The 20,902-nt window shown below is 71.6% G+C and carries 16 protein-coding genes and 1 pseudogene; 11 read left to right on the forward strand and 6 right to left on the reverse strand.

Annotation, left to right across the window (positions count from 1 at the left end):
* The first annotated feature begins 8 nt into the window (after positions 1-8).
* Both O145_RS13105 and metE read left to right on the forward strand, forming a co-directional pair.
* Positions 9-1,145, forward strand: coding sequence for a methylenetetrahydrofolate reductase (locus O145_RS13105; RefSeq protein WP_156966770.1), 1,137 nt, complete (start codon positions 9-11; stop codon positions 1,143-1,145).
* Positions 1,146-1,302: 157 nt separating this feature from the next.
* A complete protein-coding gene (gene metE, locus O145_RS13110; RefSeq protein ID WP_229118566.1) occupies positions 1,303-3,759 on the forward strand; it encodes a 5-methyltetrahydropteroyltriglutamate--homocysteine S-methyltransferase in 2,457 nt (818 codons plus the stop codon).
* Positions 3,760-3,842: 83 nt separating this feature from the next.
* On the opposite strand, the gene O145_RS13115 is transcribed toward metE, so the two are convergent.
* From O145_RS13115 to O145_RS13130, 4 genes are all read right to left on the reverse strand, one after another.
* Positions 3,843-4,763: a copper homeostasis protein CutC gene (locus tag O145_RS13115; protein WP_229118567.1), complete on the reverse strand. Its 921-nt coding sequence runs from the start codon at positions 4,761-4,763 to the stop codon at positions 3,843-3,845.
* Positions 4,764-4,869: 106 nt separating this feature from the next.
* Positions 4,870-5,109: a hypothetical protein gene (locus O145_RS13120; protein ID WP_043563753.1), complete on the reverse strand. Its 240-nt coding sequence runs from the start codon at positions 5,107-5,109 to the stop codon at positions 4,870-4,872.
* A gap of 229 nt (positions 5,110-5,338) precedes the next feature.
* The gene (locus O145_RS13125) at positions 5,339-6,580 is read right to left on the reverse strand and encodes an AGE family epimerase/isomerase (protein ID WP_043563755.1); all 1,242 of its coding nucleotides are present in this window, start codon (positions 6,578-6,580) and stop codon (positions 5,339-5,341) included.
* The gene (locus tag O145_RS13130) at positions 6,577-7,422 is read right to left on the reverse strand and encodes a DeoR/GlpR family DNA-binding transcription regulator (protein WP_043563757.1); all 846 of its coding nucleotides are present in this window, start codon (positions 7,420-7,422) and stop codon (positions 6,577-6,579) included. Before O145_RS13130 ends, O145_RS13125 begins: the two co-directional genes overlap by 4 nt.
* Before the next feature lie 167 nt (positions 7,423-7,589).
* On the opposite strand from O145_RS13130, the gene O145_RS13135 reads away from it, so the two are divergent.
* The 7 genes from O145_RS13135 (at position 7,590) to O145_RS13165 (ending at position 17,188) form a co-directional block, all read left to right on the forward strand.
* A complete protein-coding gene (locus O145_RS13135) occupies positions 7,590-8,858 on the forward strand; it encodes an ABC transporter substrate-binding protein (RefSeq protein WP_043563758.1) in 1,269 nt (422 codons plus the stop codon).
* 112 nt (positions 8,859-8,970) lie between these two features.
* Positions 8,971-9,888, forward strand: a complete 918-nt coding sequence (locus tag O145_RS13140; protein WP_052375160.1) for a carbohydrate ABC transporter permease — start codon at positions 8,971-8,973, stop codon at positions 9,886-9,888.
* Between the two features lie 41 nt (positions 9,889-9,929).
* The gene (locus O145_RS13145) at positions 9,930-10,745 is read left to right on the forward strand and encodes a carbohydrate ABC transporter permease (RefSeq protein WP_229118568.1); all 816 of its coding nucleotides are present in this window, start codon (positions 9,930-9,932) and stop codon (positions 10,743-10,745) included.
* Between the two features lie 33 nt (positions 10,746-10,778).
* The gene (locus O145_RS13150; protein ID WP_043563762.1) at positions 10,779-11,639 is read left to right on the forward strand and encodes a ketose-bisphosphate aldolase; all 861 of its coding nucleotides are present in this window, start codon (positions 10,779-10,781) and stop codon (positions 11,637-11,639) included.
* Positions 11,640-11,661: 22 nt separating this feature from the next.
* Entirely contained in the window at positions 11,662-12,903 is a 1,242-nt protein-coding gene (locus O145_RS13155) for an ADP-dependent glucokinase/phosphofructokinase (protein WP_043563763.1), read from the forward strand.
* 271 nt (positions 12,904-13,174) lie between these two features.
* Positions 13,175-15,358 (forward strand): ATP-binding cassette domain-containing protein, encoded by a 2,184-nt coding sequence (locus O145_RS13160; RefSeq protein WP_043563765.1) that lies wholly within the window; start codon positions 13,175-13,177, stop codon positions 15,356-15,358.
* A gap of 3 nt (positions 15,359-15,361) precedes the next feature.
* A complete protein-coding gene (locus O145_RS13165) occupies positions 15,362-17,188 on the forward strand; it encodes an amino acid ABC transporter ATP-binding/permease protein (RefSeq protein WP_229118569.1) in 1,827 nt (608 codons plus the stop codon).
* A gap of 96 nt (positions 17,189-17,284) precedes the next feature.
* Here the strand turns inward: O145_RS13165 and O145_RS13170 are convergent, their stop codons facing one another.
* Together O145_RS13170 and O145_RS13175 are read right to left on the reverse strand one after the other, a co-directional pair.
* On the reverse strand, positions 17,285-17,758 hold the full coding sequence (locus O145_RS13170; protein WP_043563768.1) for a hypothetical protein: 474 nt from the start codon (positions 17,756-17,758) through the stop codon (positions 17,285-17,287).
* 37 nt (positions 17,759-17,795) lie between these two features.
* A complete protein-coding gene (locus tag O145_RS13175) occupies positions 17,796-18,866 on the reverse strand; it encodes a DUF6177 family protein (RefSeq protein WP_043563769.1) in 1,071 nt (356 codons plus the stop codon).
* A gap of 697 nt (positions 18,867-19,563) precedes the next feature.
* On the opposite strand from O145_RS13175, the gene O145_RS18350 reads away from it, so the two are divergent.
* Both O145_RS18350 and O145_RS13185 read left to right on the forward strand, forming a co-directional pair.
* The gene (locus tag O145_RS18350; protein WP_156966769.1) at positions 19,564-20,250 is read left to right on the forward strand and encodes a hypothetical protein; all 687 of its coding nucleotides are present in this window, start codon (positions 19,564-19,566) and stop codon (positions 20,248-20,250) included.
* Positions 20,251-20,504: 254 nt separating this feature from the next.
* Positions 20,505-20,902: pseudogene (locus O145_RS13185) on the forward strand (IS630 family transposase); the annotation flags it as partial.

Genomic DNA, 20,902 nt, shown 5'->3' on the forward strand with positions numbered 1-20,902 from the left:
CTGGCGCCGTGCCCGCCCCGCACGCGCCGCAGACGGCGCGCCCCGCCGCACCTGGCGCCGTGCCCGCCCCGCACGCGCCGCAGACGGCGCGCCCTTCCTTATCCCTTGAGCTGTTTCCGCCGCGGCCCGGGCGCCACGTCACCCAGACCTGGGGCGCCCTCGACCGGCTGCTGGCGACGGGCCCCGACTTCGTGTCGGTCACCTACCGCCCCTCCTTCGTCATCGGCGGCACCGGTACCCGCACTGCCGGCTCCGGCGTCTCCAGCACCGCCAGCGTCGCCGGCGCGGCCCCGCCTGTGCGCGTGCGCCGCGAGCGCAACCCCGCCGAGGACGTCGTCGCCCACGTGCTGTCCCGTTCCGACGTCCCCCTCATGGCTCACCTGACCTGCATCGGCTACCGCAGGGACAGCGTCGTCGAGATCGTCCGCCGCTTCCTCGACCTGGGCGTGCGCCGCTTCCTCGCCCTGCGCGGCGACCCGCCGCGGGGCCGCGCCGCCGAGGACGTCGCCGGCGAGCTGCCCCACGCCGACGACCTGGTGCGCGTCATCCGCGAGGTCGAGTCTGACTACTTCGACGACGGCACCCGCCACATCCAGATCGCCGTGGCCGCCTACCCGGCCGACATCGACCACGGCACCGGCGTCGAGGTGCTGGGCGCCAAGCAGGCCGCCGGGGCGGACCTGGCCATCACCCAGGTCTTCTACGACCCCGAGGACTACCTGGCGCTGCGCCGCGCCGCCCTCTACTCCGGGGTCACCATGCCGATCCTGCCGGGGATCATCCCGCTGACCGACCTGAGGCGCCTGACCCGCCTGGAGGCCCTCACCGGCGTCGGCGTCCCGCCCGACCTGGTGCGCACCCTGGAGCGCTCCGACGGCGCGGCCGCGGCCGCCGCTGGCATCGACGCTACCCTCAACCTCGCCTCCGCCGTGCTCGACGGCGGCGCCCCCGGCGTCCACCTCTACACCTTCAACCGGGTGCGCCCGGCGCTCGACGTCATCTCCCACCTGCGGCTGGGCGGCATCCTCACCGGCTCCTCCCCGGACACCGCCGTCCAGCGCGAGGTCCGCCGCGACTACCTCAACGCCACCCCCGGCGGCGACCGGGGGCCGAGCGGTCGAATGCCCGGGGCGGCGAGGTCCTGAGGCGGTCGCCCGCCGCGTCTCGCCGCCCCTGTGACCCGGACCGCGTCCGCGCCGCGCCCGCGCAGACTCCGCCCTCGAGCCAGGCCGGCGCCTAGGCTCTGGTCGCGTACGCGGTCGTCCCGCACCTTCGCCGATGAACCCCAAGGAAGCAACGCTCATGACCGTCCCCACCAGCCCCCTGCCCGCCGCCACGATCCTCGGCTACCCCCGCATCGGCCCCGACCGCGAGCTCAAGCGCGCCGTCGAGTCCCACTGGAGGGGTGCCCTGGACGTCTCCGGGCTGCGCGAGCGCGCCGCCGCCCTGCGCGCCGCCACCCGCGCCCGCCTGCGCGATCTGGGCCTGACCGGCGCCTCCGCCGTCCCGGCGGACTTCACCTACTACGACCAGGTGCTCCAGGTCACCACAGCTTTCGGGGCCCTGCCGCGGCGCTTCGCGGACCTGCGCGGCGGCGCCGGCGGCGGCGCACAGGGCGCTGGTGGGTTCCCGGGCACCTCCCTGCCGGGCTTCTTCACGGCCGCCCGCGGCGAGGGCGAGCGCGCCGCCCTGGAGATGACCAAGTGGCTCGACTCCAACTATCACTATCTGGTGCCCGAGCTCGACGCCGACACCCCAATCGACTACGTCCCCGGCTTCGGCGCCGTCGACCCCACCGACGGCCCGGTCGCCCAGGTGCTGGAGGCGCTGGGCGCCGGCGAGGAGGCGCCGCGGCCCGTCGTGGTCGGCCCGGTCACCTACCTGCTGCTGGCCAAGGCCGCCGACGGCGCCCGGGCCGGCTTCCGGCCCCTGGACCGCCTGCGCGACGTGCTCGGCGCCTACGGGCACCTCCTGGCCGACCTGTGGGCCGCCGGCGCCGAGTGGGTCCAGCTCGACGAGCCCGCCCTGGTCAGCGACGCCTGGGACGTCCCGCGCGAGGCGGTGCTGGCCGCGCTCGCCGACGCCTACACGTGGATCGCCGCCATCACCGAGCGCCCCCAGGTGCTCGTGGCCGGGACCTACGGGTCACTCGGCGACGCCCTGCCCGTCCTGGCCGGCACCGGCGTCGAGGGGGTCGCCCTCGACCTCGTGGCCGGCCAGACCCCCCCGGCCGACGACCTCGCGCTCCTGGAGGGAAAGACCGTCGTCGCCGGCGTCGTGTCGGGCCGCAATATCTGGCGCACCGACCTGGAGGCCGCCCTGAGCGCCCTGGAGTCCCTGCGCGACGCGCTGCCGACGGGTGCGCCCGTGGTCGTGGGCACCTCCACCTCGCTGCAGCACGTCCCGCACGACGCCGGGCGCGAGACCTCCCTGCCCGACGACATCCGCTCCTGGCTCGCCTTCGCCGACCAGAAGGTCGCCGAGGTCCGCATCCTGGCGCGCGGGCTGGCCGAGGGGCGTGGGGCGGTCGCCGGCGAGCTCGCCGAGGACACCCGCCTGCGCGCCGAGCGCGCCGCCCATCCCGGGGTCAACCGCGGCGAGGTGCGCGCCGCCGTCGTCGCCGTGACGGACGCCGACCGCGCCCGCGCCCCCTACGCCGAGCGCAGGGCCGCCCAGGAGGCGCGCCTCGGCCTGCCGCTCCTGCCGACGACGACCATCGGCTCCTTCCCCCAGACCTCCGAGATCCGCAGGGCGCGCGCCGCCCACCGCCGCGGCGAGCTGGGCGCGGCCGGCTACGAGGACGCCATGCGCGCCGAGATCAGGCGGGTGGTGCGCCTCCAGGAGGAGATCGGCCTGGACGTGCTGGTCCACGGCGAGGCCGAGCGCAACGACATGGTCCAGTACTTCGCCGAGCTCCTCGACGGCTTCGCCGCCACCGAGCACGGCTGGGTCCAGTCCTACGGGTCGCGCTGCACCCGCCCGTCCATCCTGTGGGGCGACATCTCCCGGCCCGAGCCCATGACGGTGGCCTGGAGCTCCTACGCGCAGTCGCTGACCGACAAGCCCATGAAGGGCATGCTCACCGGGCCGGTGACGATCATGGCCTGGTCCTTCGTGCGCGACGACATCCCGCGCACCCAGGTCGCCGACCAGCTGGCGCTCGCCCTGCGCGCCGAGGTGGCCGACCTGGAGGCAGCGGGCATCGGCGTCGTCCAGGTCGACGAGCCCGCCATCCGCGAGACCCTGCCGCTGCGGCTGGCCGACCGGCCCGACTACCTGGGCTGGTCGGTGGGGGCCTTCCGCCTGGCCACCGGCGGGGCGGCGCCCGCCACCCAGGTCCACACCCACCTGTGCTACTCCGAGTTCGACGTCGTCATCGACGCCGTCGACCACCTTGACGCCGACGTCACCAGCATCGAGGCCTCGCGCTCGCGCATGGACATCCTGCCGGCCGTGGCCGCCCACGGCTTCGAGCGCCAGCTCGGCCCGGGCATCTGGGACATCCACTCACCGCGCGTGCCCAGCGTCCAGGAGTGCACCGATCTGCTGCGGCGGGCTGTGGCGGCGCTGGGGGTTGAGAAGCTGTGGGTCAACCCGGACTGCGGGCTCAAGACGCGCGCCTACGCCGAGACCGAGGCGAGCCTGCGCCACCTGGTCGCGGCAGCCCGCGCCGTGCGCGCCGGCGCGGGCGGCGCGCACGGCGCCGGGGGCGTCCCCGCGGCGTCGCCCGCGGACGCCCCCGCTCGCGAGATCGGTTGATCACCGCGTCGAGATCGGTTCACTTCCGGCTCGAGATCGGTTCGTTCGATGGCGAGTCGATCTCGGCGAAGGGGGGAAGGGGGTCAGTGCAGGGCGCGAGCCACCTCAACGGCGCGCCGCACCTGCGCCTCCTCGGTGCGTTGCGGCTCCTGCCACGTCGCTCCGGGTACGGAGCAGCGCATGTGGACCTCGCGCACCCCGCTGGCCTCCACCACCTGGGTCACGGAATCCGGACGCACCGAGCCGGCCGCGACCACGCGGGGTCCGCCATTGTCGTGACCCGCAGCGACCATGCCGCGCAGGGTCTGCGCGCCCTCGACGGCGGTAGCAGCCCCGCCGGAGGTCAGCACGTAGTCGACCCCGAGCCCGCCCAGGTCCCCGTAGGCCTCGATCAGGTCGCGCGTGATGTCGATGGCCTTGCTGAAGGCGACGGGCGCGCCCTCGGCGAGGTCGACCAGCAGGCGCAGCAGGCCGCGGTCGATCGTGTGCTCCTCGGTCAGCGCGCCCACGACGAAGCCGAGATCGACCGCCGGGGGCAGCTCCGGCCCGGCCCCGCCGACCCGCTGGGGGCGCGTGAACTCGCTCATCTGCCGCGACAGCGCGGCGATTCGCCGCACGTCGGCCATCATCGCCCGGGCCTCGTCGGCGTCGAAGACGAAGGAGCCGCCGCGCGGGCGGATCATCACGCGCAGGCCCAGGGGCGTTGCCGCCGCTCCGGAGGCCCAGTGGGCGCCCGCCACCGCCCGGCGGTGCTCGATCTCCTCGGCGGCGGCGAAGATGGCGGCCTCGACCGCGCCGATCGACGGCGTCGTCCCGCCGGCGGCGAGGTTGTCGCACAGCTCGGCTCGGTCGGCGCCCGCGCGCGCGGAGACCCGGACGCCTTCGACGTCCTCCACGCAGGTCTCGACGACGACGTGCGACGGCTCCCTCCACGAGAACCGGGAGTCTGCGGCAGAGGGGTGGCGGAGGGAGGGTGCGGCCAGTGAAAGCGTCGTTGCATTCATGGGCTGAGTCTGACATGTCTGGGCACGAGACGGAGCTGTCCGCTGGCCCCACGGGGCCCGGCGGGCGGCGCCTGCGCCCGAGGCCTTGAGCCCCGGGCCTGGAGCCTCAGACCTGGCGGGAGCTCGCGGCGGGCTCGCGCGGCTCGACCGTGTCGCTGGCGGCGATGACGTCCGTCGGCTGCGAGACCAGCTTGTCGGTGTCGACGGCGGAGACGTAGTTGCGTCCGCCGAGCAGGACCCCGAACAGGACGAGCAGAGTTGTGCCGAGGAGGACGAGCACCTGGAGGACGCTGATCCCTTCAACGGCGGAACGGATGCGGGCACTGCGTGTCAGTGACGCGGACATGAGAGCCTTCCAGTCGTGATCAGGCGGAGCGGGCGCCCCGCTGCTCCACTATGACAGCGAAGCAGCCTGTCCAGTGGGAGGAGCGGCGCTGAGTGTCGGCTGTGAGCCGGTGGCGCCGCCAGGGCCGCGACGCACCGCTGAACGATTGACTTTCAGCACAGGCGCGGGGCGGCGTCGTGCCCGGCCCCGCAGGATGCGGGGCCGACCGACCTGCCCGCCGGCGACCGGGTCAGCCCCGGCCCGTGCGGCGCAGGATGCCGTCGGCGAACGCCGGTGCGACCGGAAGCGTCCCGATCACCATGGCCTGCAGGGCGTGGTAGATGTCGGGCTTGCCGGACCAGGTCCCGCTCGCGGGACGGTTCTTCGAGTCGAGCTCCTCGCGCCACTCGCCCGGGCGCTCGATGAGGTAGGTGCGCGCCCAGGATGCGAACGCGTCGACGTCGAGGTCGTAGGAGGTGTCGCCCGTGCTCTCTCGGAGCGTCTCGGCGGCGCCGATCGCCTCGCACAGGACCCAGTACATGCGCTGCGCCACCACCGGGCGGCCGTCGAAGTCGACCGTGTAGACGAATCCGGGCTCCCCGTCCGGCCCCCATCCCTCAAGCAGCGCCTTGCGGTACATGTGCTGGGGGATGACGTCCAGCCTGGCGGGGCAGGCCAGGCCCCGGGCGGCGCAGGCGGTGCGCACCTCGACCATCAGGCGCGACCACTCCAGCCAGTGCCCGATGGTCGAGCCGAACGGGCGGAAGGCGTCGGCCGGGATGTCCCGGTTGTAGTCCAGCAGCGGCGACCACGACTCGTCGTAGTGCTCCGGCAGGCGGAAGTCGTGCTTCTCGAACTGCTCGGAGATGCGCGAGGTGATGCGCAGCGCGCGCTCGAGGTGGAGCACGTCCCCGGTGGCGGCGTACGCCCCCAGGAGCGCCTCGACCGTGTGCATGTTCGCGTTCGCCCCCCGGTAGGGGTCCACCGCCATCGTCCCGGGCGCGCGGGAGTCCACGACCATCCCGGCGTCCTCGTCCCACCACAGGCGCTCGAAGGCCTCCAGCCCCGCCTCCAGCAGCTCGTCGGCCCGCGGCACCCGGGCCAGGAGGGCGGACGCGGCGGCCAGGACGACGAAGCTGTGGTCGTAGGAGACGAGCGGCCCCGCTACGGGCGCCCCCTCCGGCGCGACCTGCGACCGCCACGCCCCGGCCTCCCGGTCGCGCAGCGGCCCGTCGAGCAGGGCGACGACGCCGTGCGCCGCGAGGTCGGGCCCGCCCGCGTTGTCGGGGTCCCCGCACGCCCCGATCAGGTGTCCCAGCGCGAAGCAGTGGGTCATCCGCCCGGTGATCCACAGGTGGATCCCGCGGGAGGAGTCCACGGAGCCGTCGTCGGCCAGCCAGCCGAAGCCTCCCGGCACCCGTGAGCGGCTTCCGAAGCGCAGGAGCCGGCGGGCCTCCTCGTCGAAGAACCGGCGGGTCGCGGTACTGGTCATGAGTCCTCCTTGACTCGGTGCTTGTCCTGGTGCCTGTCGTGATGCGTGGCGTCGGGCACCAGGACCTCGACGGAGCTCTCCGCGAGGGCCTTGCCCAGCGCGCCGGTGGGAGCCGTGCTGGTGATGAGGTAGTCGGCGATCTCGAGCGCCCCGATCGTGGCGAACAGGCGGCGGTCGAGCTTGGTGGAGTCGGCCAGGATGGCGACCTTCCTGGCGCGGGAGGCCATCTGCGCGAGCATGGCGGCCTCGTCCAGGTTGGTCGTCGAGATGCCCCCGGCGTCGATGGCGCCGACCCCCAGGAGCGCCAGATCGACGCGGATGTCCGTGGCGACCCCGGACACGGAGCTGGCGAAGACAACGGGTCCCACCGTCACCTGCCCGGACAGGCGGACGTGCCCGCCGATCACGTACAGGTCGCGGCAGGCGTCGGCGCTGATCTCCGCGGGCACGCGCAGCGAGTTGGTCACGACGATGAGCTCGCGCCGGCTGCTCAGGTGCCGCACGAGGGCGAGCGTCGTCGTCCCCCCGTTGATGAAGAGCACGCTCCCGTCGGCGACGAGCTGGGCGGCCGTCAGGCCGATCTGCTCCTTCTGACCGGGCTGGAGCCGCGAGCGGTCGTCGAGCCCGGTGTCGTGCCAGGGGATCGCCGAGTTCGACATGGCGCCCCCGTGGGTGCGGATGATGACCCCGTCGGAGTCGAGCTGGTCCAGGTCGCGGCGGATGGTATCGGCGGAGACGGCGAAGTGCTCGGCGAGGGCCGCGACCGTGACCTGGCCGTGCCCGACGACGTACTTGGCGACGTCGGCCTTGCGGCCGGCCGGTAGTCGTGATGCATCGCTCATGGGGGCAGCCTAGCGGATGAATGCATGTATGTGCCGATCACTGCGGGTGTGATACAGAAGTTGCGGTCGACAAGCGCAAAAAGTTGCGCTATCGTTTCCATTGGCGGCAGGTTCCAGCAAAGAAGCGCACTATGCCGCGAGTCGGATCAACGATGATGGAGCGAACGATGCGTCGACGTGAATTTGGGCAGCTCGCTGCTGCCGTGGCCGCCATGGCGGCGATGGGCCTCGCGGGCTGCGGCGGCTCTCAGGGCGGTGCGGACGGGGAGGTCACACTCGAGTTCGCGCAGTGGTGGGAGCCCGAGCTCCCCGACGGCGCCTTCCGCGCCCTGATGGACAAGTTCGAGGAGCAGAACCCCGGGATCAAGGTCGAGCTGCTGTCGGGGCCCTACGCCTCGACCAAGGAGCAGCTCGTGGCGGGGGCGGCCGCGGGCACCATGCCCGACGTCGTCGGCATTGACGGCGCCTGGGTCAACGACTTCGCCAAGCAGGGGGCGATCGCCGACCTGACCGCCCTGATGGGGCAGGAGGGCTACGACGACTCCGAGCTGGCCAGCCAGATCCAGTACCAGGGCGCGACCTACATGATCCCGGTGGTGAACTTCGTGTACCCGCTGTTCGCCAACACCAGCCTGCTGACCAAGGCGGGGGTGGCCAAGGTCCCCTCCACCCGCGAGGAGTTCGCCGCGGCCGCCAAGGCCGTCACCGGCGGCGAGGTGTCCGGGTGGGCGCTGCCCCTGTCCCTGGAGGCGCCCAACGGCATCCAGAACGACGTCATGTCCTGGGTCTGGGCCTCGGGCGGCTCGATGCTGACCGGCGACGGCAAGCCGAACCTGAAGGGCAACGCCGACGTCAGGAGCGCCGCGGAGTTCATCAAGAAGCTGTGGGACGACGGCGTCGTCTCACCCGGGGCCTTCACCATGAAGGAGCAGGACAAGGTCGAGGACTTCACGAACGCGCGCACCGGCCTGATGATCGACTCCCTGGCCCACGTCAACACCATCCGCGAGGCCAGTCCCGACCTCGCCTTCGACATCGCCGCGATCCCCGCCCGCAGCGGCTACACCGGCCAGCGCGGCATGCCGTACGCCTCGTGGGGGATCGGCGTGTCCGGGACGACCGAGCACGCCTCCGCGGCCTGGAGGCTCGTGGCCTTCCTCATGGGGGCCGACGTCAACGCCGAGCTCGCCAACGACGCCAAGGCCTTCCCCGGCAACAGCAAGGCGACGCCCGACTTCGTCAACAACGACGAGATGTTCAAGAAGGCCTTCGACATCTGGGGCTCGGGCACGCCCGCCAACGAGTTCACCGGCCTGCCGGTCTCCGAGACCCTCATGCGCAAGTTCGACGAGCAGCTCCAGACCTACCTCAGCGGCGGGATCGACGTCGACACCATGCTGGCCAACGCGCAGGGCGCCTGGGATGAGGAGTTCTGAGCCCGGGTGCGGGGCGCGGCCTCGCAGCGCCCCGGGCGCCCAGGGTGCCGCGGGTGCCCAGGGCGGTGCGGGCGCCCCGGGTTCCGTGGGCGCCCCGGGGGCCGCGAGGGCTGTGAGGACGTCGGGCGCCGCGCCCTGCGCCCTGCCGCGGCGCGAGCGCATCGGGCGCGCCCTGGTGCCCTACGCCTACCTGTCCCCGACGATCCTCCTGCTCGTCGTCCTCATGGTCGTGCCGATCGTCATGGTCGTCGGCTACTCCCTCATGGACGGCGTCATCACCGCCCGCGAGTCCCACGTCGTGGGGCTGCGCAACTACGTCGAGATCCTCACGAGCGCGAAGTTCCGCACCGCGCTGTCGAACACGTTCTGGTTCGTGTCGATCAGCGTCGTGGCGCACATGCTGATCGGCCTCGGCTTCGCCATGCTCCTGAACTCCGAGCTGGTCTCGCGCACGACCAGGGCGGTCTTCCGCACGCTGTTCGTGCTCCCCTGGCTCCTGACCATCGCCATCGTCGCGGTCCTGTGGCGGCTCCTGCTCAACCCCAACGGGATCGTCAACGCGATCCTGTCCGGCATCGGGCTGGTGGCGAGCCAGCACGAGTGGCTCTCCGACCCGGGGTCGGCGCTGGCCGTGGTCACCGCCATCAACATCTGGTCCGGGTACCCGTTCTTCATGGTCTCGATCCTCGCGGGCCTGCAGGGGATTCCGCGTGACCTCTACGAGGCCGCGGAGGTTGACGGCGCCGGGCCCGTGCGGCGGTTCTGGTCGATCACCGTCCCCCAGCTCCGGCCGATCATCGTCTCCATGGCGCTGCTGGACCTCATCTGGACATCCCAGCAGTTCGCGCTGATCTGGATGACGACCGGCGGCGGGCCGCTGAGCGCCACCGAGATGCTCTCGACATTCACCTACAAGCTCGCCTTCTCCGAGTACGACTTCGCGGGCGCCTCCGCCAGCGCGGTGATCGTCCTGGTCCTGTCCATGGTCCTGGCGTTCTTCTACGTGCGCAGCCAGAAGGCGAGGGACTGACGATGATCTCACGACGAACCTCAAGGCAACGACGACGGCTGATGAGCCGGATCGGGGTGTGGGCGGGCCTGCTGGTGGGCGGCGGCTTCGCCGCGTTCCCGGTGCTGTGGATGCTCGTGTCCTCCTTCAAGCCGAACTCGAAGATCTTCTCCAGCCCTCCCAGGATCATCGAGGAGGGGTCCTCGCTGGCGGCGTACACATCGATCTTCCACGACGCGGGCAAGATGCGCTTCTTCGCCAACAGCTACTTCGTGGCGCTGTCGGTGACCGCGCTGACCCTCATTGTGTCCATTCTGGCGGCCTACGCCTTCAGCCGCTTCGACTTCCCGGGGAAGAGGGCGATCAACGTCGTCGTCATCTCGGTGCAGGCGGTTCCGCCGATCACCCTGCTGATCCCGTTCTTCGGGCTGATGGTCGGTCTCAGGCTGTACAACACCTACCAGGGCCTCATCCTGACCTACATGGTGTTCACACTTCCCTACGCGATCATTATGCTGACCGGCTACCTCAACACGCTCCCGCGCGAGCTCGACGAGGCCGCCAAGGTCGACGGGACGTCCTCGTTCGGGGCCCTGTGGAGGGTCCTGGTGCCGATCTCCGTGCCCGGGGTGGTCTCCGTGGGGATCTACACCTTCATGATCGCGTGGAACGAGTACCTGTTCGCGCTGACCCTCACCAGGACGAACAGCATGCGCACGGTCCCGATCGGGATCCAGCTGCTCATGGGGCAGCACTCCTATGAGTGGAACGAGATGATGGCGATGTCCGTGCTCGGCTCCATCCCGGTCATTCTCCTCTTCGTATTCTTCCAGCGCTACTTCATCGGTGGCATGACCGCTGGATCCGTCAAGAACTGAGCTTGGCGCCCCCTAAAGAAAGGCACAACCCATATGCTGACCACGGGTAACGATATCCTTGCCGTCGCCCATGAGCACCGCTTCGCGGTCCCGGCGTTCAACATCTCGAGCTACTCGATGCTCCGCGCCGTCGTGGACATCTGCGAGGAGAAGCGCTCGCCGCACATCATTGCGATCCACCCCGACGAGCTGAGCCACATCCGCCCGGAGATGCTGGCCTCCATGATCCTGGTCGCGCGCAAGTCCACGGTCCCCACCGCCATCCACCTGGATCACGGCGCCACCTACCAGCAGGTGCTGCTGGCCATCCAGAGCGGTTTCACCTCCGTCATGATCGACAAGTCCTTCGCCCCCTTCGAGGAGAACATCGCCGAGACCTCCCGCGTCGTCCAGGCGGCCCACGCCGTCGGGGTGTCCGTGGAGGCCGAGCTGGGCACGATCGGGGTCTCGGACAAGTACGGGGAGACCGGCTCGGAGGAGATCCTGTACACGGATCCCGACGACGCGGCCCGGTTCATCGAGGCCACCGGCGCGGACTCCCTGGCCATCGCCATCGGGACGCGCCACGGGCTCTACCCCTCCGAGATCAAGCCCGCCCTCAGGCTCGACCTGCTGGCGCAGATCAAGGAGCGCCTGGGGATCCCCCTGGTGCTGCACGGCGGGTCGAACAACTCCGACAAGGAGATCGCCGGCGCCGTTCGCGGCGGCATCAACAAGATCAACATCTCCTCCGACATCAAGGCGGCCTACTTCCAGCGCATGCGCGAGGTCCTCCAGGACCCCCACCTGCGGGAGCCGAACGCGATCGAGCCCCCGTGCGAGGAGGCCCTGCGCCGGTGCGCGGCGCAGAAGATCGACCTGTTCGAGTCGGCGGGCAAGGCCGACCTGTTCTGAACGAGGACTGAGGGGGGCTGACATGACGGGACGGATCGTTCTCGGGCTCGGCGGGACGGTCGATGACGAGCTGGAGTGGGACGCCGGGGCGTTCCAGCGCCTCGTGGACGGGCACGGGATCCGTCTGGCCGAGATCGAGGACGATCCGCCCTCGGCCGTCCCCGACGAGCGCGGCATCGCGCTGACGGTCCTGCGGTCGATGCGCCGGGGGCGCGGCTGCGAGTGCTACGTGGCGGACAAGGCGCACCTGCTCGCCTTCGACGCCCGCTTCGACCGCCGGGTGGCGCTGGGCGGGACCTGCGTGCGGGCCGCGCTGGCCATGAACCGGCTCGGCGTCGGCTCCACCGTCCACCTGGTGTCCATCAGCGACGAGGTGCGCCGCCGTCTGCCCCAGAGGGTCGCCTACCTGTGCAGCGCCGAGGAGGACTCGCTGGACCCGCACGTCATCGTCCAGTACCCCCGCGGGGCGGCGGTGCGGCTGGTCGACGGGACGGTCGTGGCCGGCCGTCCCAACCGCGTCATCCTGGTCAATGACGAGCCGAATGAGCGCATGGTGCTCAGCCGGGACCTTCCCGCCGCCCTGCGCCAGGCGTCGGCGGTCCTGATCTCGGGCCTCAACACGATGAAGGGGGCCGCCGACCTGCGCGCCAGGCTCGCGGAGCTCGCCGGCATGCTCCGCGGCGTGCCGCAGGGGGCGCCGGTGGTCTACGAGGACGCCGGGTTCCACGACGAGACCATGCGGTCCCTCGTGCTGGAGGTCATGCCGTCGGTGGCGAGCGTCCACTCGCTCAACGAGGACGAGGCCCGCCACTACCTGGGGCGGCAGGCCGACCTGGCGGAGCCGCAGGAGGTCGCGGCCATGATGGAGGGGCTCCAGGAGATCCTCGGGGCGCCGACGGTCATGGTCCACACCAGCCGGTACGCGGCCTGCATCGGCGCCCAGGCGGGCCTGTACCGGGACGCTGCGCAGGCCGGGTGCCTGCTGGCCTCCACCCGCTTCGCCCACGGCGACCACTACGGGCGCGCAGAGTACGACGCCGTCGCCGCCTCGCCGCGCGAGCCGGTCGGGGTCGCACTGGCGGGCGCCGTGGAGACGCGGCGGGCCGGCGTGCTGATCGCGCCCGGCTACGACGTGCGGACGGCGGCCCCCACGACCATCGGCCTGGGGGACGCGTTCATCGGCGGGGTCATGGCCCGCCTGGCGGCGTCTGCTGGCGGGGCGCGGGAGGGCGCCCCGAAGGCGGGCCCCCGGCCGGCGGCCTGACACCGGATCCCCCGGCCCGCGCCGCCCGACGGGACCCGGGCGGCGCGGGCCGGTGCCCGCCCGTACCGCCGTCAGGTGCCGAGATCGGTCCGCGGACCGATCTCGAGCCGGAACTCGACCGATCTCGGCGAAAAAGAGCTGGGCGACGGCCGTATCAGATGCCAGACCCGGGCTTGCGGACGTCCCGTCATGTCATACGATTTTTCCGCTCGCAAGGTTAGGTGTACCTACCCTTGAGGTTCCCGCGGCTCACCACCATCCAGGAGGCCCCATGACACCGGAGACCGTCCGCCCCGCCCTCCGACGCGGCCGCAGGCCCGGTGGCGCCGCCGAGCCGAGCATCCCCGTCGGCACGCCCGCCGGGTGGCGCGCCAACGCCGCGTCCTTCGCCCTCACACTGGTCTCCGGACTCGCCCAGGGCTGGGCCCTCATCGGCGCGGGGCGCGGCCTCGGCGCGCTCCTGCCAGGCGCCGCCCCCGACGCCTGGCGCCACCACCTCGCATCCGCCGCCGCGGCCGCCGTCGTCGCCGGTGCGGGCCAGCTCGCCGCCGAGGCGGTCGCCCGCGCCGGCGCCGCGCAGCAGGAGGGCGCGATCCGCGCGCGCCTGCTCGACCACATCTTCGCCCTCGGCCCCGCCCGCGCCGCGCGGGGCCGCTCCGGCGCGAGCGTCTCCCTGCTGACCGACGGCGCCGAGCGCGTCGCGCTGTACCGCCAGACCTTCCTGGCCCCCACCGTCGCCGCGTGCCTGTCCCCAGCCCTGGTCCTGGTGCTGCTGGCCGCTGCGGTCGACTGGGTGCCGGCCGCCGTGCTCGCGGTCGCCGTCGTCCTCGTGCCCGGAACCATTATCGCCCTCCACTCCAAGATGCGCCGCTCCTCGGCGAGGTCGCGCGCCCAGCGCTTCAGGCTCGCCGCCGAGTACCTCGACGCCATCCAGGGCCTGACCACCCTCACCCTGGCCCGGGCCGCCCGCCGCCGGGCCGCCGACCTGCGCCGTGCGGGCGAGGACAACCGCCGCGCGGTCATGGGGCTGCTGGCCGGCAACCAGTTCGTCATCCTCGTCACCGACTGCCTGTTCTCCCTGTTCTTCGTCACCGCCGCCGTCGGCATGGCCCTGAGCAGCCTGGCGTCGGGCGCCATCGGGGTCGGCGACGCCCTGGCCATCGCCCTGGTCAGCTACGTGCTCCTCGAGCCCCTGGACCATGTGGGCGCCTTCTTCTACATCGGCATGGGGGGCATGGCCAACCAGCGCGTCATGCGCCGCCTGCTGGCCGCCGAGCGCCCCGGCGGCGCCGCCCCCGACGACGGCCTGCCCGTGTCGGATGGGGCCGACGACGGCGGTCCCGCACTCGCCCTCAAGGGGGTGACCGCCTCCTGGACGGACGGCGGGTCGGGCGGCGCGCCTGTACGCCAGCGGGCCGGTTCAGGCCGTGGCGGGGCGGGCGGGGCCCACCCGGGAGGCGGCGCGCACCCGGGAGGCAGTGCGCACCCGGGCGGCGGCGCGCACCCGGGAGGCAGTGCCCACCCGGGAGGCGGCGCCCACCCGGGAGGCAGACCGCACGGCCCGACGGGGCCGGGCCCGGCTGGCTCAGGCCCGGGCACCTCAGGCCCGGGTAGGGCGGCCCCGGGCACCTCAGGCCCGGACAGGGTGGCCCAGCCCGCCGGCGCCTCCGGGGCCGTCCTGACCGGCGTCGATCTCATCGTGGAGGCCGGCGAGCACGTCGCCGTCGTCGGCCCCTCCGGCGCGGGCAAGTCCACGCTCGTGGCCCTGGCCGGCGGGGACCTGCTGCCCGCGGCCGGCACCGTGCGCGTGGCCGGCACCGCCTCGACCGCCGAGACCCAGGAGGCCGTGCGCGCCGCCAGCGCCGTCGTCGCCCAGACGACCTGGCTGTTCACCGGCACCATCGCCGACAACCTCCGCCTGGCCGACCCCGCCGCCACCGACGAGCGCCTGTGGCAGGCCCTTCAGGCCGCCAACCTCGCCGAGGAAGTCCGCCGCATGCCCGAGGGCCTGGGCACCCGCCTGGGGGAGCAGGGGCTGGGGCTGTCCGGCGGCCAGGCGCAGCGCGTCTCCCTGGCCCGCGCCTTCCTCGCCGACCGGCCCCTGCTCATCCTCGACGAGCCCACCAGCCAGGTCGACCTCGACTCCGAGGCCCAGATCGTCGAGGCCATCGACCGGCTCGCCCACGGCCGCACCGTCCTGACCGTCTCCCACCGCGCGGGGGCGCTGACGGCTTCGGACCGGGTCGTGCGCGTCGCCGACGGCCGGGTGCGGGAGGTGGGCCCGAGCGGCCCCGGCGACGGCTCGGCCCGGGGCCCGGCCCGCGGCTCCGATAGCGGTTCGGACGGCCCGTCTGCCGGGGGCGCTTCGGACTCCGCGCCCTCTGGGGGCGCCCAGACCCCTGTGTCCTCTGGGAGCGCCCAGACCCCTGTGACGAACACGACGAAGGAGGCCTGAGCCATGACCGCTGCGAAGGAGCAGGAGCCCACCAGGATCTCCGCCGTCGGGCCCGCCGCGCACCCGGCGGGCGCCGAACGCCGCCCCGCCCCGCCCCGGCCGGTGCTCATCGCCTGGCTGCTGCGGGTCACCCGCCCCGTCCTGAAGCCGCTGCTCGGCTCCACCCTGTGCCGCATCACCGACCTCCTGCTGGGCGTCGGACTCTTCGCCCTGGGCGCCCACGCCGTCGTCGCCACCGGACAGGCGCTCGCCTCCGGAGCCCCTGTCCCCTCGCCGTGGCCCGTGGTCGGCGCCATGGCCGCCATGAGCCTGGCCAAGGCGGCGCTGCGCTACGGCGAGCAGTTCATGGGGCACTTCGTCGCCTTCAAGGCCCTCGAGCTGCTGCGCGGCGAGATCTTCCGCGCCCTCATCCCGCGCTCCCCGCGCGTGAGCGCGACCTCCCGCTCCGGGGACCTGCTGGCCCGCGCCACCAAGGACGTGGACCGCATCGAGGTCTTCTTCGCCCACACCTTCGCCCCCATGGTCTCGGCCGTCGTCGTGCCGACCACCGTGCTGGTGGTCATCGGCGCCCGGGTCTCCTGGACCCTGGCCGCGGTCGCCCTGCCCTTCCTCCTGGGCGCCCTGGTGGCCGCGCCCCTGGCCGGACGGCGCCGCGGCCTGACCTCCGCGCGTCGCACCGCCGCGGCCCGGGCCGCGCTCACCCAGCACCTGACCGACTCGGTCCAGGGCCTGGGCGAGGTCGTCGGCTACGGGCGCACCGCCGAGCGCCTGGCCGAGATGGCCGCCCTGGACGACGATGTCGCCCGCGCCGGCCGGCCCGCCGCCGCCTGGGCCGCGGTGCGGCGCGGCGCTGTCGCCCTGCTCGTGCTCGCCGGGCCGCTCGCCGTGCTCGCCGTCGGGGCGCCTCGGGTGCAGTCCGGGGCGGTGGGCGCCGCCGCGCTCGCGGCCGCCGTGGCCGCCCTCGTCCGCCTGGCCGAGACCGCGCGGGCGGTCGAGGAGCTCGCCGGGGCGCTGTCCGCCTCCTTCGCCGCGGCGGAGCGGGTCTACGCGCTCGTCGACGCGCCCGTCGAGGTGCCCGACGGCGACCGCGAGCTGCTGGCGCGCCCCGCCCACGACGTCATCTGGGAGGACGTCGTCTACACCTACCCGGGGGCGGGGTCGGCGTCGCTGCACGGGGTGAGCCTGCACGCGGCCGAGGGGGAGTGGACCTGCCTGGTGGGCGTGTCCGGCTCGGGCAAGACGACACTGGCGGGGCTCGCGGTGCGCACCGACGTGCCGCAGTACGGGCGGGTGCTGATCGACGACGTCGACGTGGCCGAGCTGACCGGCGACTCGCTGCGGCGTGAGGTCGCCCTGGTCTCCCAGCGGGCGCACCTGTTCCGGGCCTCGGTGGCCGACAACGTCCGGCTCGCCCGGCCCGAGGCGAGCGACGAGGACGTGATCGGCGCCTGCCGGGCCGCTTGCGTCCACGACGACGTGATGGCGATGGCGTCCGGGTACGACACGCTCATCGGGGAGCGCGGCGCGTCGGTCTCCGGCGGGCAGCGGCAGCGCCTGGCGCTGGCCCGCGCCCTGCTGGCCGGCCCCAGCGTGCTGATCCTCGACGAGTTCACCAGCCACCTGGACCCCGGGCTCGACAACGCCGTGCGCGCCTCTGTGCGCCAGTGGGCGCGCGGGTGCACGATCATCGAGATCACCCACCGGCTGGCCCACGTGGGGCAGGCCGACCACGTCGTCGTGCTCGACGGCGGGCGGGTGGTCCAGGACGGCGCGCCCGACGAGCTCATGGGCGAGGACGGCCCGCTGCGCCGCCTCATGGACCGCGGCTGATCTCGCTTACTACGCTCCTTTGTCCCTTACTACGCCCCTTTCCGCCGTACAGTAAGGGACAAAGGAGCGTAGTAAGCGGTCGCGGCCTCGACGGGCTCAGGTCGGGTACATGAGTGCTCGGGCCTTCTTCCACCGGGCCTCGGTCTGCGGGGTCGGCTCCCACTTGCCGTCGGCACTCAGCACCCACGGTTGCGGGTCCTCGGGGGTGAGCACCTTGCCGTCCTGCACCGCGATGCCGTGGTTGGTGAAGGCGACGTCGACGCCGACATCCCGGTAGACGATGTACCTCTTGCGCCAGGGCACGAGGATCCTGGTGAGGACGAAGGGCGCCTCCCAGTCGGCCGGGGGTGCGATGCCCAGCACGCGGATGAGCTCGCGGCGGTCCATCACCAGCGTGGGGCGCACGACGGTGACGGCCGGGTACTTCGGTGCGAAGTCCGCGTAGACGGCGACGGTCGCCCGATCGGCCGAACGGGCGAACTTCGCGTCCATGTTGTGCTTGAGGGCGATCGCGATAATGTCGAGGACCTCGGGGACACTGCTGGTGAGGACGGTGGTTACCTGCGGCAAGGTTCAGCTCCCTGTGATGGCTGGAACCGAAGTGCGGTCACGGGAGGCCGGGAGCGGCCGGAGCCGAGTCTGTGCCCGCGTTCTCCAGGACTCGCGCGATGTTGCCTCTGGACTTGTCGAGTGTGCGCAGCATGTCGAGCAGCCCGGTCCAATCGGCTTCCTTATCCATATCGGTGTCCATATCGGTCTTCTGCTCGGTGTCGGTGGAAACGAGAAGGCAGCGGCGGCGCCCACATCCCCTGGTCTCGCCATGGTGCGTTGCTGCGAGCCGATCAGTATCGTCCCCGAGCTTCCGGGTGCCGTCGTGACCGATGAGGACGCCGAGTGGAGTGGGCGGCGTGCGGGAGGTGACCGGGACGGCGACATCCGCCCGTAGGCGTCGACAGGTGACGAGTGCGAGTCGCGGCCTGGTCTCATCGGCGAGTGCTCGCAGCAAGGCCCTGGCGGCCTCCGACTGGGCCTCGGCGGACATTGTCGCCGTATAGACGTACACCTCCACATACTCTTCAAGCCCGAGGCGCGTCGGACTGACGGTCATGGAACCGGCGAGCGTGCCCCGTGAGTCGTGACCGACCAGCACCAGGTGCGTGACGGGCATGTGCCGGCGGGTGAAGGTGGTGAGCGCAGGGCGGTCCCAGGCGGAGCCGACGGGCTCACAATCGCCCCAGAACAGCGTGGCTCCGGGAAGAAGACGCTCGATGATGAGCTCGACGACTCTGCCGAATGACATGCCGATGCGTGCAGGATGATAGATCGAGGCGGCGACGCCGACGGCGGGTATCGTCGGGGAGGGCCTGCTGAAGACCTTGGAGATGACGGCCTGGTGGTCCCGGTCCGTCCTGAGCGCTGCGGAGACGCTCTCGAACCAGCGGCCGGAGCGGAGGTCTCGGAAGCCGGCACCGAGTTCCTGGACGAGAACGAGTGCGCCGGCGACGGCGGTGAGGCGGTCGAAAGCCCGGGTGACGACTCCGCCCTCAGGGATGACGATGACATTGCGTCTGCGCTGCCCGGAGTACTTGCGGAGCAGGTCGGCCAGCGGTTCGGTGAAGGCCTGCACGTGTTCGCACAGGTAGGTGACGACGGCGCCGTCCTCAGCGCTGTCGATCATGGGATGGGACCCGGCGAGACGTGACAGAGACAAGTCGCGATCACCTCTTGAGCTAGACATGAGCGGAGCCGACAGCAGGGCCAGCCTAGCCGGTTGGTTCCGGGATGGGACCTCCGATGCACTTGGAGCCGCGAGTGGGCTGGACGTTTGGGGCTTGCTTGGAACGGCCGTGTGACGAGCTGCTGTCAACGTTGGGAGCGCGCGTTGCCTGGACTTCCTACCCCAGCCGGTTGGGCACGCTGCGCTAGGCTCTTGCTGTGAGAGAGGGCTGGTCGGGATGGAGAGCGGCGCGAGTCTTGTGCTGTCCGATCTCGTCGTGGTCCCGGTGGTTGTGGGCACTCCTCTTCCAGATCGGTGCGCTTCTCATGGCTGTGCGTGAGCCGCCCAGCGCCATTGTCACTGCGACGGTCGCGCCCTGGGCGCAGCCAGGCGGCCAGACCTGGCCAGAGAAGCGGACTCGTCGTGTTCACCCGTTGAACGAATATGATAGCTGTCGCTATGACGATATTGGAAGGGTGCGAGCGGGCGAGTCTGTGCCGGTGCCGGTATCTCGTGATTGTGGGGACCGGTGCGAAACTTTGCGCAAATGTCCGCATTGATGTGTGTGCGGGAGCGGCTGGTTGATAAATGATGCAATCTGAAGTTGCTGCGGTCGCCCTTAGGCGCGGAGCGGGGGAATCCTAGTGGAAGGAATGTGATGGGTTCGCGTGATCTGGGTGCGGATGAGGCGTTCGCTCGTGCTGAGGAGATGGTGCGGGTGTGGTTGGCTGAGCAGGGTGGTGAGCGTATTGAGGTTGAGATTAACGGCCTTGGGGAATCCGAAAGCTATGATCTGCGGATGGTCAGGAACGGCAGGCGTGAGCGGGTGTATTATCCCGGTGACTTCTTCTCCGCTTTGGGTCGTGTGCGCAAGGCCCAGTTTGTTCGTGGTCGTGGTGCGTGGACGTGGTCGCGTCTGTGGATGGATGTTTCCGATGGTGTGCTGCACCAGGAGTGCGACTGGGTGCGTGTCCCCATGTACAGCTACAACTTGCCTTCGCTGGTGGCGTGCAAGAAGGAGATGGACCTGTTCCCCCGGGACGAGGAGCTCCTGCCTGACTGGTTGCGTGAGGGTGCGGAGCGGTGGCGGACCGAGCTGGTGCCGGTGGCGGCCGATGAGGAGGCTGAGCGTGCTGCTCGTGAGGCTGAGCTCGCTCGGCTGGTGGATGTCTCGCGGCGACGTGCTGCTGCCGAGGTCGAGGCGGCGTGGGGCCGTGCCGTGGAAGGGCTGCTGGGGGGGTGTGCTGAGGCTGCCGTCCGGGACGGTGGACGGCGTGGTGTCTGTGTCCGAGGGTGTGGGGCTGGTGCGGGCGTGGGCCGAGCTGGGGTGGTTGGCGAGCACTGAAGCGGCGTTCGGTCTGTGTGAGCGGCTGGGGTGGGTTCGCAAAGAGCGGTTCGATATTGCGGACCACTACTGGACGGCAGTGGATCAGGACAGGGCGGGCGCCTGGGTGAGGGCGAGCGAGATCACGGGCCTGTTCTACTCGGTCAAGATCGCCTTGTCGGAGTATGGCTGGAATTAAACAAAATGACATTCTGGGGCGGCTGCTGCGGGATTCCTGGTTGGTGTTTGCGGAGCACCTCGTATAAGATAGTCGCATGCGGATCGACATGACGGACGAGGAACGGGGCATCCTCATCAGGTGGAAGAAGCGTTCAGACACCTACAAGCTGGTGAGAATGAAGGCGGAGGCAATTCTGTACGCTGCCCGCGGCGTCGGCCTGGATATTATCGCGGAGATGGTCGAGCGGGCCGAGGGGACGGTACGTGAGTGGCTGTCGGAATGGCGGCAGACCAGGCTGGGCTCCGTGGTAACCGGTCACGCCGGCAACGAGAACGCGTCAAAGCTCAAGCGGGCGCAGAAGAAGGAGCTGGAGGAGATTCTCAGTAGACCGCCGTCGGAGGCAGGCGTCAAGGCCGGTTTCTGGGACGTCCCGGCCCTTAAGGACGTCGTGCAGATCAGATTCGGGGTCGAGTACAGGTCTGAGTCCTCCTA

Origin of the sequence: Actinomyces israelii DSM 43320 (assembly GCF_000711965.1) — a bacterium.
Lineage (GTDB): Bacteria > Actinomycetota > Actinomycetes > Actinomycetales > Actinomycetaceae > Actinomyces > Actinomyces israelii.